The 15,660-nt window shown below is 60.6% G+C and carries 11 protein-coding genes; 5 read left to right on the plus strand and 6 right to left on the minus strand.

Annotation, left to right across the window (positions count from 1 at the left end; all coding sequences use genetic code 11):
- The first annotated feature begins 28 nt into the window (after positions 1 to 28).
- Positions 29 to 1,090, plus strand: a complete 1,062-nt coding sequence (locus EXW71_RS04240) for an FUSC family protein (RefSeq protein WP_134657687.1) — start codon at positions 29 to 31, stop codon at positions 1,088 to 1,090.
- Between the two features lie 85 nt (positions 1,091 to 1,175).
- Here EXW71_RS04240 and EXW71_RS04245 read toward each other — a convergent pair whose 3' ends face one another.
- Together EXW71_RS04245 and EXW71_RS04250 are read right to left on the minus strand one after the other, a co-directional pair.
- A complete protein-coding gene (locus tag EXW71_RS04245) occupies positions 1,176 to 5,039 on the minus strand; it encodes a hypothetical protein (protein ID WP_177421569.1) in 3,864 nt (1,287 codons plus the stop codon).
- Positions 5,040 to 5,301: 262 nt separating this feature from the next.
- Positions 5,302 to 6,054 (minus strand): TetR/AcrR family transcriptional regulator, encoded by a 753-nt coding sequence (locus EXW71_RS04250; protein WP_090370218.1) that lies wholly within the window; start codon positions 6,052 to 6,054, stop codon positions 5,302 to 5,304.
- A gap of 357 nt (positions 6,055 to 6,411) precedes the next feature.
- On the opposite strand from EXW71_RS04250, the gene EXW71_RS04255 reads away from it, so the two are divergent.
- The 4 genes from EXW71_RS04255 to EXW71_RS04270 are packed head-to-tail and all read left to right on the plus strand — an operon-like array spanning position 6,412 to position 11,026.
- The gene (locus EXW71_RS04255) at positions 6,412 to 7,119 is read left to right on the plus strand and encodes an ABC transporter ATP-binding protein (protein WP_134657688.1); all 708 of its coding nucleotides are present in this window, start codon (positions 6,412 to 6,414) and stop codon (positions 7,117 to 7,119) included.
- Positions 7,116 to 8,315, plus strand: coding sequence for an ABC transporter permease (locus EXW71_RS04260; protein WP_134657689.1), 1,200 nt, complete (start codon positions 7,116 to 7,118; stop codon positions 8,313 to 8,315). Before EXW71_RS04255 ends, EXW71_RS04260 begins: the two co-directional genes overlap by 4 nt.
- Entirely contained in the window at positions 8,308 to 9,789 is a 1,482-nt protein-coding gene (locus EXW71_RS04265) for a TolC family protein (protein WP_123717814.1), read from the plus strand. Before EXW71_RS04260 ends, EXW71_RS04265 begins: the two co-directional genes overlap by 8 nt.
- Positions 9,779 to 11,026 (plus strand): efflux RND transporter periplasmic adaptor subunit, encoded by a 1,248-nt coding sequence (locus tag EXW71_RS04270; protein ID WP_134657690.1) that lies wholly within the window; start codon positions 9,779 to 9,781, stop codon positions 11,024 to 11,026. The genes EXW71_RS04265 and EXW71_RS04270 overlap by 11 nt, the downstream gene beginning before the upstream one ends.
- 47 nt (positions 11,027 to 11,073) lie before the next feature.
- On the opposite strand, the gene EXW71_RS04275 is transcribed toward EXW71_RS04270, so the two are convergent.
- From EXW71_RS04275 to EXW71_RS04290, 4 genes are read right to left on the minus strand one after another with little or no spacing between them, the layout of a single operon-like run.
- A complete protein-coding gene (locus EXW71_RS04275; protein WP_134657691.1) occupies positions 11,074 to 12,468 on the minus strand; it encodes an FAD/NAD(P)-binding protein in 1,395 nt (464 codons plus the stop codon).
- A 12-nt stretch (positions 12,469 to 12,480) separates the two neighbouring features.
- Complete coding sequence (locus EXW71_RS04280) at positions 12,481 to 13,248, minus strand: ABC transporter ATP-binding protein (protein WP_123717817.1); 768 nt, start codon at positions 13,246 to 13,248, stop codon at positions 12,481 to 12,483.
- Between the two features lie 3 nt (positions 13,249 to 13,251).
- The gene (locus EXW71_RS04285) at positions 13,252 to 14,592 is read right to left on the minus strand and encodes an ABC transporter substrate-binding protein (RefSeq protein WP_134657692.1); all 1,341 of its coding nucleotides are present in this window, start codon (positions 14,590 to 14,592) and stop codon (positions 13,252 to 13,254) included.
- Between the two features lie 18 nt (positions 14,593 to 14,610).
- Complete coding sequence (locus EXW71_RS04290; protein WP_134657693.1) at positions 14,611 to 15,660, minus strand: branched-chain amino acid ABC transporter permease; 1,050 nt, start codon at positions 15,658 to 15,660, stop codon at positions 14,611 to 14,613.

The following is a 15,660-nucleotide window of genomic DNA, read 5'->3' on the forward strand; positions in this document are numbered from 1 at the left end:
CTTTAGAACCAAGGCGATTTTAGTCCTGATGAACCTGCCCCTCTTTGCCCGACGCCTGCTGCGCCCGTTGCTCGACCCGTATCGGCGCTATCGCCATGCCAAGCTGATCCACGCCGTGCGCGTGTCCATCGGCTTGCTGGCAACCATCCTGCTCACCACGGGCATCAACCTGCCCCACGGCGAATGGGCGTCGGTGACCATGCTGATCGTGATCGGCGGGTTGCAGCACCACGGCAATATCGGCAAAAAAGCCGTGGAGCGCGCTTATGGCACCTTGATCGGCGCCAGTGTCGGCTTGGCCTTGGTGGTGCAACAGGCTTGGCTGGGCCAGCCGCTGCTCACCTATCTGCTGATGTCGGTGGTGTGCGGGTTCTTTTCCTATCACGCCATCGGCAAGGGCGGTTATATCGCGCTGCTGTCGGCGATCACGGTGTTTATCGTTGCCGGCCACGGGGACAACCCGATCTCCGATGGTTTGTGGCGCACTGTCGACATTCTGATCGGCATTGTATTGGCGCTGGCCTTCTCCTTCGCCCTGCCGCTGTATGCCGTGTACTCCTGGCGCTACAACCTGGCCAGTGCATTACGCGACTGCGCGGCTATTTACAGCCGGATCATCAATGGCCAGTCGGTCACCGATGATGAGCACCTCAAACTGCTCAATCGCTTGAATGCCGCGATGGTGCAACTGCGCTCGCTGATGCCATCGGTGTCCAAGGAAGTGCGCATTTCGATGACCGAACTGGACGCGATCCAGCGGCACCTGCGCATGTGCATCAGCACGTTGGAAATCTTGGGCAATACGCGGCCGAGCCCGCAGGATGAACCGGCGATGGCGCGGATGCGAATGATGTTGAAGGCCGAACACCGGCAGATCCGCGTGCAACTGGTGGGGATGGCGCGTGCGTTGAAATCCGGGGTGACGGAGCGGTTGGAGCGGGAGGGGAATATCGCGGTCGCCGAGCCCACTCTGGATACGCCGATTTACTCGGGTCTGGATGGTTATCGGTTGTTGACCCTGCAATTGGCGGCGAATGTAGACGTGATGCGTTCACGTTTAGGGCAATGCGCAAAACGCTGGAACATCTGACAACTTTGCGCATCCCCAAACAAAAAAGAGAGGTTCACGACTTATCGTGCCCCTCCCTCTTGCGTCCCTTTAACGCCGTACCCCGCTACCTTAGCCCGACACCATTGAAGTGAGATCCAATGACATGGTCCTTGCCTGCCAATATTTCTCCGGTATTGATATTCAAGCCGTAGTAGTAGTTGATAAAGAAAAAACTGTGGGAGAAGGTCGACGTCCAATAGAACGCATTGCCCATCGGCCACAAATAGCCGAAAACCTGATGCAGCTCGCGGGCTTCATCAAGGCTCGGCAACCGTGCCCCGGCGTTATTCGCAGAAGACCGGATGTTGCCAAGCGTACTGCGTCCCAAACCGACACAACGGACTGCATTGCTTGCATACACGGGGTAACTACGGACTTGTGCAGGCACCGACGAGTCACGCACGCTGATTACCGCACTGCCGTTGCCGCGCATGGTGACATAGCCCGTAGTGGCGTCAACGTGCGCGACGCCAGCATTGGAGGTTGAGTACAGATAAGGCCTGGTCCCCCCGTTTGCCACCCGCTGAATCGAATTCCCGGAGCCGAAAATGGGCAAGACGTTAGGGGAACCGTCCAAAAAGAAGGTTTTCCTATTGAAGTAAACAGCCCCCGAATCAAAGACCAGGGCCGTGGTGTGGGCAATCCTGTACTGAGTCGGCGGAAAGACCACCGCCATTCCCTTATCATTCTGTTGATTAAAGTTAATACGGGGGTCGATCGTCACCGTGCCATTGTTCGGCACGGACATCAGCCAACTGCGTAGCACCTTGATATCGGCGAAACCGTTGCTGGCTTCATTCTCGGAAACCAGATGTTCCACCAGGAGATTCTGCGTCACCGCGCCTGACGCCGACAGGGTTAGCCAGGCAACTTGATCTTTAGCGCTGTAAGGCCACTTGATCATCCTCAGCATCGCATCGCCCGTTAAAGTCGCCGGGTTTATGGACCCCCCATTCGCCACATTGTTGATCAAAGCCCTAGGCAAACTGGCCTGTGGAATTGCCTGAACATGCACCATCTGCACTTCCGACGAACCTTCCCCGCCCCGGCCCAATATCACTTCATACTGCAACTGGATCGTGGTGTTGATACTCACGCCCACCAACTCATTACTGATGTTGAACGTCACCGTGCCACCGTCCAGGCCTGGCTGCGTGCCAACTTCAATCGGCATGCCATCCGCGCCGATCCAGTACAACGTAATCATGTCCGTCCCACCCTGGTTCATATTGGGGTAGGTCACCAGCACCTGGCATTTGTTCTCGACGGTGATCGGGCTGATAACGACTTCCGGCCCACTGGGCGGCGACGAATACCGGATTTCCGGATGGGGGAATACGTTAGGTTCCGTCTGGACCAAATGGTGGCGGGTTTCAAACCACACGATATCGGCAGGATTGTTGGTGTGATTGAAGGTTACCCCGAAGTCAATCGTGAAGGGCGTCCACTCTTTCAAACGGCGCAGCCGGCTTACCGGCGTAAACGGAGCAGGCCCATTGTTGACATCCGCTACCGAGACCTCGCGGCCTACATAGGTTTCCTCCAAATAGGCGGCGTCGGTATCCAGAGTGCCTTCATTACGCAACCACATACGCTGACCAATCTCAATGTATGGCCAGGGAGCAACGCGAGTCTGGTCAAGGTCATCCAACTTGGGTATCTCGAGAATGGCACTTTCACCGATGCTGTCGATTGTCGCTCCAGGCAAATGACTCAGAGTGAGCAGGTTCAACGTAAGCACCGGCGAGTCGGTGGGAACGCCATTGCGGATAACTTTGAACGAGACGTCGATATCTCGTCCCTGAGGGTGGATATTAAAACCAATTGCAGAGGGCGGAACGGCTACTTCGACAAAGGTGTCCCCCCGATTGGCGTCCTTGCTTTCAAAGTGCGTCCCGGCACCCGCCAGACCACGCCAGCAGACCTCGACCTGATCGCCGTCCTTGGGTTGGTCGTAGCGACACCGAACGGTCGCCCCCGAAATAGCAACCAAACGGGGGTCGAGTTCATCCGGCCCTGTTGTAGCCTCCACCACTTCAGGTGGAAACAACTCGCCCAACGCCCGGCCTATGGTGTAGGTCTGCTCTTCGGACAACTCATCAACACCAAATCGCCTGCGCACATAGCTGACACTGAGTGTGCCATCCAGGTTGTCGTCAATCAGCTTTTTGGGAACATCAGCCAGAAAAGGGTTGGAATCAACTGCCAGCAAATATTCAATTGTGGAGCTTGCAGTCACCGAGCCCACATACTTGATGGTGACTTCATCACCCGACCTGAATTCCGCGCGAGCCTCAAAGGTGGCGACACTGCCCACCGTGGCGGGATCAATATTGTTCGTGACATCCGCCTCCTGGATACTCGGCGCAACCAGCGTACGCGCCGGCCGGCCGATCTGGATATACCGACGCTCGGATTCACGTACAGTGACCGGGCCAGTGACCAGGTAGTAAACGCGAGTCCGGAGCAGTCCTTCAAACCGCGCATATTGCGCGTTTACGAAATCGCGGAAGCGGGGATGAACACCCGCCGCCCGGTGACTGAACACACGCTCCACACTACCATCCAGGTGTTCACCCAGAATATTGACTTGCAGATCGTCTCCCGAATTGCCTGGTGGGTCATAGTCAGGCATTGCCGCCGTGATAAAAGGCAAGTCCGGTTCGACAAATGGCCCGTGTCGTTGAAGCACCTCAGGCTCGGGCAACGTGTAGCGAATGCCCGCGACCGCATAGACAGTTGGCCGTGAAGCCAACATCTCTCTTTCCCTGACGTAGGAAATTCTCAGCGTACTCTGGATCAATGACCGGACAATTGCATTGGGAATTGAGAAATCGTTGTAGCTGGCCAGCATCACGGGCAGGCGAAAACTGTAGCTGACCTCTTCCCCCTCTGGCGTGCTGCCCATCACCGTCCAGATAAGGTGATCCCCCGCGACGAAGGCCGGATGATTTCTACGAATGAATACAGACCCGGTGGCCGGCAACCCATGCAATGAGTCGGCGTCCAGAATCAGTAAATCAGGGTCCGCCTCGATAATCTCTGGCTCCTCCAGAAGCGTAGTATTGAGGACGACCTCGACCGGGACCGGCTTGCTCCAGCGATGGCAGGGTCCGGATTCATCGAGCACTTCGTCATACAAATAAAATTGCACGACAAAATGGCCGTCCCCGACGGCGCTCAGAAAATCGGGTGTTATGAGAAAGCTCAGGTCTCGCCCGACTTCGCTTGGCAGGACGGGGGGGAGTTCAAAACGGTGGTTGCCCCAGTAAAACATCACCAGATCATTGACACGCATATTGGCCCACGCACGAATAGTGACATCCACACCCCGTGAGGCAACGACGCTGTCAATAATCGTGTGGGAAAGCGTAAAGGTGAGGCCCGTGTGATAAGTGCCATCACAATTCCCTTCCCCACCTGGCAGTGTGTTCAGTATCAGAATGCGTTGGTGCTCTGAAGTACTGACCGTACCAGCGCCGACCCGCCGCACCTCTCCATGGACGTCGTCGACAAATTGCAGTAACAAGCTCGTCCTGGGAATGACCAGAAAGAATCGTGGGTCGCTTTCATTGGCCGGCGTGACGTTGTCAAAGGCCATCCGAATGCCGTTCATCCAAATTATAAACTCGTCCCCTGCACGGCACTGAGTCCAACGCTCGAAGGCGTAAGTCAAGCCATCCTTGATATGGCGACGGCCAAGACCGTAAGCCGCTCCCAACACAGGGATGACCGACATAGGGATCGAATAGGGAGAGTCCAGGTCCTCAACGACGCTGGGGGAATTCGGCGGAGTACCTGGGCCGCGCTTTTTTTTCGCCGAGGCAAGCGGTTTTTCTGCCGCTTTCTTGATGGTATCAGTGCCGGCTGTTTCTTCCGTTGATTGTGTTACAACGTTTTTTTTAACGCGGGTGGGTTTGGTCGTCATCGTCGTCTCCTGGGCAGGGAATCGCCAGGAGAAATCAAACACCTTGGGACGACCCTCGGTAACCTGTGAGAAATGACAGTCCCGACAAGTGGTCCTAGGCCCGCTTATTGCGAGTGTTCGATCATGCGCAAACTTCACACCTTTTCTTACATTTTTTTCACGTTTTATTCACATCTCCAGCCGTAGTGTGAAGCCTCATCCGTTACAAACGTTGCACATCAAACCCGCCGCCCCAGCGGGTTTTTTTTGCCTGGGATTTGACCTAGCCCGATGCCTTGGCGGCGGGGGTTGCCGCTTGTTCGCGGATGGCCCGTTGGGTATCCAGCACCTTGGCCAGCGCGGTTTCCGCTTCCGGACTCTGCTGCGGCACCCGAATCGCCGCCGACACCAGGGTGATCAACTTAGCCATCACTTCCGCATCCGTGGCCGGGCGACCCAGGCTCATGGAGTTCATCAGCAGGCGCAGTTCAGTGCCGGCCATCACCCCGGAAATCGCCTTGAGCGCAAATTGCAGGCGCACGCCCAGTTCGTTGCGCGGCAGGTCCGGCAAGGCCAGGGCGAAGGCTTCGAAGAAGCGCTGGAACACCGGCTGGTAATGCACCTTGAGGTATTCCTGGATAAACGGTGAGGTGTCGCTGTAGACCCGGCCCAGGAAACGAATGAACGAGCGCCCTTCCCCGCTGGCCGGATCGCTGCGCTCCAGGCCCATGGCCGGCGCGAACAGCACGCCGAGCAAGGTGTCGCAGTCCAGCGGGCCGTCGGATTCGGCCTCGCAGCGCGCCAGCAATTCCAGGCGCTGCTCGTTGAGCGGCTCCAGGCGTTGCTTGAGCAAGGTCTGCATCAGGGAATCCTTGTCCCCGAAGTGGTAGTTCACCGCAGCCAGGTTGACCTGGGCACGCTCGGTAATCTGCCGCAACAAGACCGCGTCATAACCATATTTGATGAAGAGAGCCTCTGTCGCATCCAGCAATCGAGTCTTGGTAACGTTTGGAGCGCTGAGTTTCTTCGCGACCATAAGAGTTCCACAGGGGAAATATTGTTTTAAAAAATAATTTGATTTTTTATACCGGTGCGGCCCATCGAAAGCAAGTAGTGAGACTGCGCCATGCTAACAAAAGCCTGTATAAATGGGGCTATGGAGGCGGTTTCAAGGTTTTTTCGACGGCCTGTAGCGGCCCCCCGCCAAATCGTTTCAAAGCGTTAAACCGCTCTACATCCATGGCTGGCGAAGCGAAGGGAACGCGGTTACTATTCAAACAATATTTTAAAAACAAGAAATAAAAACAGTCCGTGACGCGTACCAGGCAGCTCCCGAACTTGTTACAAAGATTTACGGGCGCAGGCTGGCACCGTCGAGACTGCAGGCGTAGTCATGATGACAGATACCCCCGCGCACCCAGGCTTGATCTCCCTGCAAGGCATCGGCAAACACTATCAGCTCGCCGGGCAGGAACTGTCCATTCTCAATGACGTGTGCCTGTCCATCGCCCGCGGTGACAGCTGCGGCATCCTCGGCGCCTCCGGCTCCGGCAAAAGCACCCTGCTCAATATCCTCGGCCTGCTCGATCTGCCCAACGGCGGGCAATACCACTTTGCCGGGCACGATATCTTCAGCGCCTCGCCCGATGAACTGGCCGCCATCCGCAACCAGCAAATCGGTTTCGTGTTCCAGAGTTTCAACCTGCTGCCGCGCCTCAGCGCCCTCGACAACGTCGCCCTGCCCCTGAGTTACCGTGGCGTATCACGGCATGAGTCGGTGGAACATGCCCTGCACATGCTGGAACAAGTCGGCCTGGCCGAACGCGCCCACCATCGCCCCGCCGACCTCTCCGGCGGCCAGCGCCAACGGGTGGCGATTGCCCGTGCCCTGGTCGGCAAACCCTCAGTGATCCTGGCCGATGAGCCCACCGGCAACCTCGACAGCACTACCGCCCAAGAGATCATGGACCTGCTCCTGGCACTCAACCGCGAGCAGCAGGTGACGCTGGTCATCGTCACCCACGACGCCCACATCGCCGAGCGCCTGGAGCGCAAGATCCTGGTGCGCAACGGCGTGGTGCATGAGGCCGGGCGCCTATGAGCCTGCGGGTCGAACAGAGCCTGAGCCAACTGCTGCATGAAGCATTCGTCAGCCTGCGTACCCTGGGCAAACGCTCGATCCTGGCCTTGCTGGGCATCATCATCGGCAGTTCATCGGTGGTGGCGCTGATCAACATCGGCCATAACGCCGCCACCGACGCGGCAATGATTTTCAAGGACATGGGCACCGACACCCTGGTCGCCCAATTCCCGCCCAAAGGCAACAGCAGCGCAACCATGCGGGCCAGCCTCGACCTTGAAGCGGTGCGCCAGGCGGTGCCAGGCATTGCCCATATCGGCGCGATCACACTGTTCAGCGGCCCGATGGTGTTTCACGGGCGCACCGTCAATGCCAACTTCGTCGGCAGCACGCCGGACCTCAAGGATGCCATGCGCCTGACCCTGCGGGGCGGCCGTTTCCTGTCGGGCTTCGACACCCATGAAACCTACGCGGTCATTGGCGACCAACTCGCCCAGGCCCTGAGCCAACCGGGCGATTCGTTGAACCTGGGCGACCGGGTGCGCATCAACGACTACCTGTTCCTGATCATAGGCATCCTGAACAGCCAACCCCGTTCCCTGCTGATTCCGGTACAAACCAACGAATCCCTGTTCATCCCCGCCGAAGGCATGCGCCGCATCTACGCCAGCCCGCAGATCGGCAACGTGATCATCCGCGCCCTGCCCGGCCAGGACATGGACCGTATCGCGCGGGACGCCGCCGTTGCTCTGAAAGCCCAGTTGACCGACCACGACGTTGACATTCAGGTGCCCCAGCAAATGATCGATGGCATGACTCGCCAAAGCCGCACCTTTGCTTATCTGTTGCTGGCGCTGGGGGCCATCTCCCTGGTAGGTGGCGGTGTGGGTGTGATGAACGTGATGCTGATGAATGTGTCGGAGCGCCGCCGCGAGATCGGCATCCGCATGGCCCTGGGGGCGCGGCAGCGCGACATCCGCAACCTGTTCCTGCTGGAAGCCGTGACCCTGACGGCCGTCGGTGCGCTCTGCGGTGCGGTGCTGGGCATGACAGCCGCCTGGCTTTACGCCTGGCTGTCGGGCTGGGCATTTTCCATGGCGGTTGCCGCCCTGCCACTGGGGGTCGGCAGCACCTTGTTGGTGGGGCTGTTCTTTGGCATCTACCCCGCGGTCTCGGCCTCACGGCTGCAGCCGGTGGAGGCCTTGCGCGATGAGTAAGTGGCTATGGCTGCTGGCGCTGATGAGCCTGCCGGTGATAGCCGCCGACGTGGTGATCAACCCTTCGGCCCCCAGTACGACCCGCAGCGGCTACGACCGGGGCGTATCACTCAAGGCCCAGGTCACCGACATCACCCTGGGCGATGCGGTGTACCTGGGCCTGCGCAATAACCCGGCGATCCGCAGCGCCTACCTGCAACGGGTAGCGCAGAAGTTCGACTTGCGCGTGGCCGAAGACACCTTCAACCCCAAGCTCACCCTCAACAGCTATTACCGCGCCACTCGGGGTTCGGCGGACAATGCGCGCAACGCCAACCTGGCCCCCAACGCGACCTTGCTCGGTGAGTACGGCACCCGGCTGAGCATGAACTGGACCCAACAACTGAACAACGCCGATCGCGCCGGCCGCTACCGCCGCGATGGGCTTGACCTGTCGATTATCCAACCGCTGATGCGCGGCGCCGGCTGGGACGCCACCACTGCGCCGCTGCGCCTGTCGCGCCTGGCGGAACAGGCCAACCGCCTGAACCTCAAGGCCACCGTGGCGCAGACCATCAGCCAGATCATCGCCACGTACCGTGAGCTGTTGCGCGCCCAGGAGCAGTTGAGCATCGTGCAGGACGCGCTCAAGCGTTCCGGCACGCTACTGGAGGTGAACAAGGCGTTGATCAGCGCCGGGCGCATGGCCGAATTCGAAATCGTGCAGACCGAAGCCGATATCGCCACCCAACAACTGGGCGTGGAGGAAGCGCAGAACCAACTCGACACCAGCCGCCTCGCCCTCCTGCGCTTGCTGGCACTGGACCTGTCTACGCCGATCCGTGCCAGTGAAGCCCTGGAAGCCAAACCGATGAGCATCGACCGGCGCCAGGCGTTCAACCTGGCGCAAACCCAACAACCGGAATACCTCGCCGCCCTACTGGGCAGCCAGCAGGCGGACTTGAACCTGGTCATCGCCAAAGACTCCGGGCGCTGGCAGGTCGACCTGGTGGCGGGGGCCAATCAGATACGCGACGCCTACAATAATAACGACAACGGCAACACCAATAATCGCACGTGGGACAGCTACGCCGGGGTGCAGGTGCAGATCCCCATCGGCGACATCAGCACGCGGCAGGCCGAGGTGCGTGCACGGGTCAACGTGGAAGACCAGGAGATTCGTATCACCGACGCCCGCCAGGAACTGGAACGCAGTGTCAACGACGTGGTGCGCGACCTGGGTACCCGCTGGCGCCAATATGAAATCTCCCAGCGTGCCGTGGAGCTGTCGCGCCGCAAGATCGAGATCGAACGCGAAAAACTCAGCGCCGGGCGCTCCACCAACTTCCAGGTGCTGAGTTTCGAGACGGACCTGCGCAACGCCGAAAACGCGCAGCTCAACGCGCTGATCGCTTATTTGAACGCCCAGACCCAGCTCGACTTGACCCTGGGCATGACGCTGGAAAGTTGGGAAATCGCCCTCAATGACTATTAATAAAAAATACCTGATCGGTGCTCTGTCGGTGCTGCTTCTGGCGGGTGCCGGGGTGGCGCTGCGCAGCCCGGGCGCCGACTCGCCCGCCCCCACCGAGCAGTGGCTGGCGGTAAAGCCGGACGCGCTGGTGCACCAGATCGGCCTGGTGGGCAAGATCGAACCCGACACCACCGTGACCCTCACGGCGCCATTCGACGGCAATGTCCTGGCCAATCTGGTCGAGCAAGGCCAACGCGTCGAGGCCGGCCAAGTGTTGCTGCGCATGGACCCGGCCACCCTCGAAGTGCAACTGCGCGATGCCCTCTCCCTCCAGCTCAAGGCGCGGCGCACCGTGCAGGAAATGCAGGATTGGGACAGCAGCCCCGCCGTCAGCCGCGCCCGTCGCAGCCTGCGCACCGCCGAAATGACGGCGGGTAATACCCAGCGCAAACTCACCGAAAGCGAGAACCTGTTCAAACGCGGCATCATCCCGCGCAACGAACTCGATGACCTCAAGCAACAGGCACAACAGCAACAGCTGGACCTGGTCGCCGCACGCAGCGAATTGCAACAAGCGCAGGACCAAGGCAGAGGTGCCTACCGCCAGATCGCGGACATGGAGTTGACCAACGCCACAGTGAAATACGACGCCCTGCACACGCTGCTCGATGGCAAGGAAGTCAAGGCACCGTTCTCCGGCATAGTGGTGCCCGCCCCCGGCAACAACAACTCATCCTCGGGCGGTAACGCCAACACGCCTCCCGTGCAGGCCGGCAGCAAGGTAAACCAGGGCCAGGTGCTGTTCGGCCTGGCCAATATCGAACGACTGAAAATCGTCGCCAAGGTATCCGAACTGGACATCAACCAGCTGCATCAGGGCCAGGCGGTGGAAGTGATGGGCGATGGCTTCGATGGCGAGCGGTTGACGGGCTCCGTCAGCGTGGTCAGCGGCTTGGCGATTGCCAGTGATAGCCAGGGCAGCGCGCAGTTTCCGGTGACCTTGTCGATTCCCAAGCTCACGCCGAAGCAACTGCAACGTGTGCGATTGGGCATGAGCGCGCGGTTGACTATCGTGACGTACAACAATGATCAGGCGATGGTGATTCCAAGCCAGGCGATCCAGCCGGACATGACGGTGGAGTATCGGGCCGCCATGGATAAACCGGTGGAGCGGGTGACGGTGAAGACGGGGCAGTCGACGGCGCAAGGGGTGGAAGTGTTCGGCCTCAAGCCCGGATTTGTGAAGATCGCGCGATAAATGAAGACGCGAACGCAGGAGCAGGTCGGATCGTCGCCCTGCCCCCTTCAGATCTGCGCCAATTTGGCAGCCAATGCCTTGGCCTGAATCGCCACATCCGTCACCGCTGTGCTCTCCCACCACATCCCGCGCAACGGTGGCCCCATGGCGAATAACCGCTGGCTGACCTGACTCTGGGCATCCAGTACCGCACCCGAAGCGTGCGCCGCAATCCCCAGGGCCAACGGCCCAGGCTGGATCAACCCACGCTTGAGCAACTGCTGCGGCAACGGCCGGGCCACGCGGCGCCAGTCGTATTCGATGCCACTGGAGTTGATCAACGCAGCCCCCGAGACCTGAGTGACGACCTGCTCACCTCGTCGGCGCACACCAATGGTCACGCCCTTTTCCGAAGCCAGCAGCCCCTTGAACGACGCCGCCTGGATGCGCAGCCGTCCTTCCTCTTGCAGGCGCGCCACCAACTGCGCACTCAACGGCGGTGAACGGTGATGGTGACTCTCCCACCAAGGTCGCACATGCCGCACGAACTGGCGTTTCTCACGCTCACTGGCCTGGCTCCACAACCGGCCGATATGCGCACGCACGGTGTCCAACGGCGCTTGCCAATCGATGCCCTCATGCTGCGCGAGCCGGCATTGCCTGCGCACCTCGCGCAGCAACTGCCGGGGGCTGCGCAGGCCCGGGTCGGCCGCCAGGAAGTCTATCCAACCCGGCGGCTGCCGACGCACATGGGGCAGCAGCCCGTGGCGCGAGAAGATCTCGATCGGCCCGCGATGGCCGGCCTGTTCCAAGGACACCACCGCATCCACCATGGTCAGCCCGGAACCGATGATCAGCACTGTCGCTTGCGGGTCGATGTGGGTCATGGCCTGCACGTCCCATGGGTCCACCGCCGCGGCGTTCAAACCACTGGACTCGGTCTGTGGCGTGCGCGCCGCCGGGAACATGCCGGTGGCGAGTACCGCGAACCTGCCGCGCAGTTGCTCGCCGTTATCGAGGGTGACCAGGGTGGAGGCGTCCTCGACTTGCAGGTCGACCACTTCGGCACGCACATGCTCCACCGTGGACGCGGACAGCGCCTTGGCTTCGGCCAGTCGCTGTTGCGCGTACACACCAAAAAGCCCGCGTGGCGGGAAGAGTTCGCTGATCGGTACGTGTTGCTCGGCCGACTCCGGCCAACCACCGGCGCCAATGTAGTCTGTGAGCCACTGGGTCAGGTCATCGGCGTTGTCCGGGTCGACGCTCATGCGCGCGGCGTTGCCGTTCAACGTGTGGCCCAGCTCGACCGCGCTGTAGGCCTCGCCACGGCCCAGTTCGGCGCGTGGCTCGATCACGCGTATCTGCCGCTGCCCAGGCAGGCGCAACAGTTGCACCGCCAGCATCGTACCGCTCAGGCCGCCGCCGATGATCAGCACATCGGCGTTGCGGAAGGATTCACTCATGCACATAGGCCCTTACTGTTTGCCCAGATAAATATCCTGCAAGTCACCCCGCGCCAGTAACTCGGCGGCGCTGCCACTCAAGGCTACCCGCCCAGTATCCAGCACGTAGCCCTGGGACGCATAGTTGAGCGCGACGTTGATGTTCTGCTCGGCGATCAGGAAACTCACCTGCTGCTCGCGATTGAGCTGCGCGATGATCTCGAAGATCTCTTGCACGATCATAGGCGCCAAACCCATGGACGGCTCGTCGAGCAGTACCAAAGTAGGACGGGTCATCAACGCCCGGCCGATGGCGACCATCTGCTGCTCGCCGCCCGAGGTGAGCCCGGCGCGGGTGTGGCGCTTGGTCTTGAGCCGCGGAAACCAGGCATACAGACGCTCCAGGTCCCGCGCCATATCCTGGCGGCTCAGGCGCCGCACAAAGCCGCCGCTGCGCAGGTTGTCTTCCACCGTCAGTTGGCCGAACACATGGCGGCCTTCCAACACATGCACCATGCCCTGGCGCACCCGCTGGCTGGGGTCGATACCGGCCAGGTCATGCCCGGCGTATTCGATGGTCCCACGGCTGACCTCGGCGCGCTCGGCCCGCACCAGGCCCGAGATAGCCTTGAGCGTGGTGCTCTTGCCCGCACCATTGGCGCCGAGCAAGGCAACGATGGCGCCCTTGGGTACTTGAAGCGACACCCCGGCCACCGCCAGGATCGCGCCATCGTAGATCACCTCAATATCATTGACGCTTAACAGTGTCGGGCTCGCAGGTTCAGCGGCGGTCTGGCTCATGGTTTATTCATCCCCGGTGCAGGTGCGCGGCGTCAGGCCTTTTTCCTTGGCGAACGCAGCAGATTTTTCATCGATCAACGGGCGCAGCAGCGCACGGTCAGCGGCGATCCAGTCGCTGATCAGCGTCCAGTGGGCACCGTCCCATTGCTGCACCCGCGCCGAGCCGCCGCCTTCGTGGTCGCGGCACGACAGCTTGAGGTTCTGCATCAGGCCCAGGTACCCCATGTCTTTCAAGCGTGCATCATCGATGTTCAGGTGTTCCAGGCCCCAGCGGCCTTCTTCGCCATTGAGCGGGCGCTTGCCGAACTTGGCCTGGGCGGTGCGGATCGCTTCCACCGCCACGGCGGCGTTCACCAGGCCGGAGTTGTAGTAGACGCTGCCGAAATTGCCCAGGTCCTTGAGGTCGCTGTGGCCCTTGTCGAGGACGTACTGCTTGAGGCGTTTGTGAATCTCGAAATCAGCGCCGGCCGGGTACGGCGTAAGCGCCAGGTAGCCCTTGGCGGCAGCGCCGGCAGGCAGCACGTCTTCGCTGGAACTGGCCCAGATGTCGCCGATGATATGGTCTACCGGGAAGCCGAAACGCGCCGCCGTCTTGACCGCCACCGGCGTGGACACCCCCCAGGTACGCAGGAACACCCAGTCCGGGTTGGCCTGGCGTACCTGGCGCCATTGCGCCGATTGTTCGTTGCCCGGATCGGCTACGGGGATCTGGATATTTTCAAAGCCGTACTTCTCGGCCAACAACTTCAACGGGCCGAGGGTTTCGCGCCCATACGCGGAGTCGTGGTAGACCGTGGCAATCTTCTTGCCCTTGAGCTTGTCGAAACCGCCTTCGCGCTGGGCGATGTAGTTCACCAGGGTCGACGCCTCGCTGTAGAAAGTCAGCATCACCGGGAAGTTGTATGGGAACACCGTGCCGTCGGTGGCTTCGGTGCGGCCGTAACCCAGGGTGATCAGCGGGATCTTGTCCACCTCGGCGCGCTCGCTCAAGGCGTACGCCGCCGGTGCGCCGTTGGGCTGGTACACCGCCACCGGCGCGCCCTCCAGGCCATGTTTGAAGCGCTCGTAGCACTCGATGCCCTTCTCCGCCGTCCATTCGGTCTCGCACTCCTGCCACACCAGTTTCACACCGTTGATGCCGCCTTCGACCTCGTTGATATAGCGCAGGTAGTCGATCATCCCGGCCCACACCTGCACGCCGCTGGAGGCATAGGCCCCGACGCGATAGGTCGCCAGGGGAATGAATTGCTGGTCAGGCGCGGCCATCGCGTGGGGGACGGCGCCAGTCAAGGTGGCAAGCGCAAAGGCAGCGCCGGCCAGGGAACGTTTCAAGGTTGCACGCATTGGGATTCTCTTATCGGTTCAGAAACGTAGAGGCCACTGACGCAGCCGGTCGCGAAGGTTGCTCAGCAGGCGAATCAAGCCTTCGGGCTCCTTGATCAGGAACACGATGATCAACACGCCAAAAATGATTTTCTGCAGGTTCTGCAACTGCCCCGCATCTATCGCGCCGCCGAACAACGCCTGCCCGGCATGGCTGAGGAAAATCGGCAGCAGACTGATAAAGGCCGCGCCGACAAAATTACCGGCGATGCTGCCCATGCCACCGATAATGATGATGAACAGGATCTGGAACGAGCGGTTGATATCGAAGCTGCCGGCACTGGCCGTGCCCAGGTAGGCAAAGGCCCACAAGGCACCGGCGATGCCCAGGTAGAACGAGCTGACGGCAAACGCCAGGCGCTTGTAGCGCGCCACCGGAATACCCACCACGGCAGCGGCAGTGTCCATGTCGCGGATCGCCATCCAGTTGCGGCCGATCTGGCTACGTACCAGGTTGACGGCGGCCCAGGTCAACAGCAGCACCGTCACCAGCGCCAGCAGGTAGCGGCCCAGCGGTGTGTTGAGGTCATGGCCGAACAGCGCCAGCTTCGGCGCGGAAATGGTCCCGGAAGAACCGTAGTTGTAGAACCACGGGAACTTGACGAACAGCCACTCCAGGAAAAACTGCGCGGCCAGGGTGGTGACCATCAGGTAGAAGCCCTTGATCCGCGAGCTGGGCAAACCAAACAACAGCCCGGTCAACGCACTGACCACCCCGCCGCCCAACAGGGCCACCGGCAAGCCCAACTCGGGCATGCGCAACAGAAATCCGTAGGTGGCAAATGCGCCGACGGCCATGAAACCGGCTGCGCCGACCGAGGTCTGCCCGGTGTAGCCGGTCAGCAGGTTCAGGCCCAGTCCGGCCAGGGACAGCACCAGAAAAGGAATCAGGATCGCATTGAGCCAATAGTCATTGCCCCACAGCGGCACCACGACAAAGGCCAGCGTCAACAGGCCAATCAGGCCCCACGGGATGCGTCGCTCGGTCAGCAGCAGTGGCGCGGTTTCTTGAACAACAGGTATCGACAT

Origin of the sequence: Pseudomonas sp. BCA17 (assembly GCF_004519405.1) — a bacterium.
Taxonomy (GTDB): Bacteria; Pseudomonadota; Gammaproteobacteria; order Pseudomonadales; family Pseudomonadaceae; genus Aquipseudomonas.

Bases quoted from the DNA above. Each gene is read 5' to 3' on its own strand.
- EXW71_RS04240 (WP_134657687.1), top strand. From the start codon at position 29: ATGAACCTGCCCCTCTTTGCCCGACGCCTGCTGCGCCCGTTGCTCGAC.
- EXW71_RS04245 (WP_177421569.1), bottom strand. From the start codon at position 5,039: ATGACGACCAAACCCACCCGCGTTAAAAAAAACGTTGTAACACAATCA.
- EXW71_RS04250 (WP_090370218.1), bottom strand. From the start codon at position 6,054: ATGGTCGCGAAGAAACTCAGCGCTCCAAACGTTACCAAGACTCGATTG.
- EXW71_RS04255 (WP_134657688.1), top strand. From the start codon at position 6,412: ATGATGACAGATACCCCCGCGCACCCAGGCTTGATCTCCCTGCAAGGC.
- EXW71_RS04260 (WP_134657689.1), top strand. From the start codon at position 7,116: ATGAGCCTGCGGGTCGAACAGAGCCTGAGCCAACTGCTGCATGAAGCA.
- EXW71_RS04265 (WP_123717814.1), top strand. From the start codon at position 8,308: ATGAGTAAGTGGCTATGGCTGCTGGCGCTGATGAGCCTGCCGGTGATA.
- EXW71_RS04270 (WP_134657690.1), top strand. From the start codon at position 9,779: ATGACTATTAATAAAAAATACCTGATCGGTGCTCTGTCGGTGCTGCTT.
- EXW71_RS04275 (WP_134657691.1), bottom strand. From the start codon at position 12,468: ATGAGTGAATCCTTCCGCAACGCCGATGTGCTGATCATCGGCGGCGGC.
- EXW71_RS04280 (WP_123717817.1), bottom strand. From the start codon at position 13,248: ATGAGCCAGACCGCCGCTGAACCTGCGAGCCCGACACTGTTAAGCGTC.
- EXW71_RS04285 (WP_134657692.1), bottom strand. From the start codon at position 14,592: ATGCGTGCAACCTTGAAACGTTCCCTGGCCGGCGCTGCCTTTGCGCTT.
- EXW71_RS04290 (WP_134657693.1), bottom strand. From the start codon at position 15,660: ATGTCGATACCTGTTGTTCAAGAAACCGCGCCACTGCTGCTGACCGAG.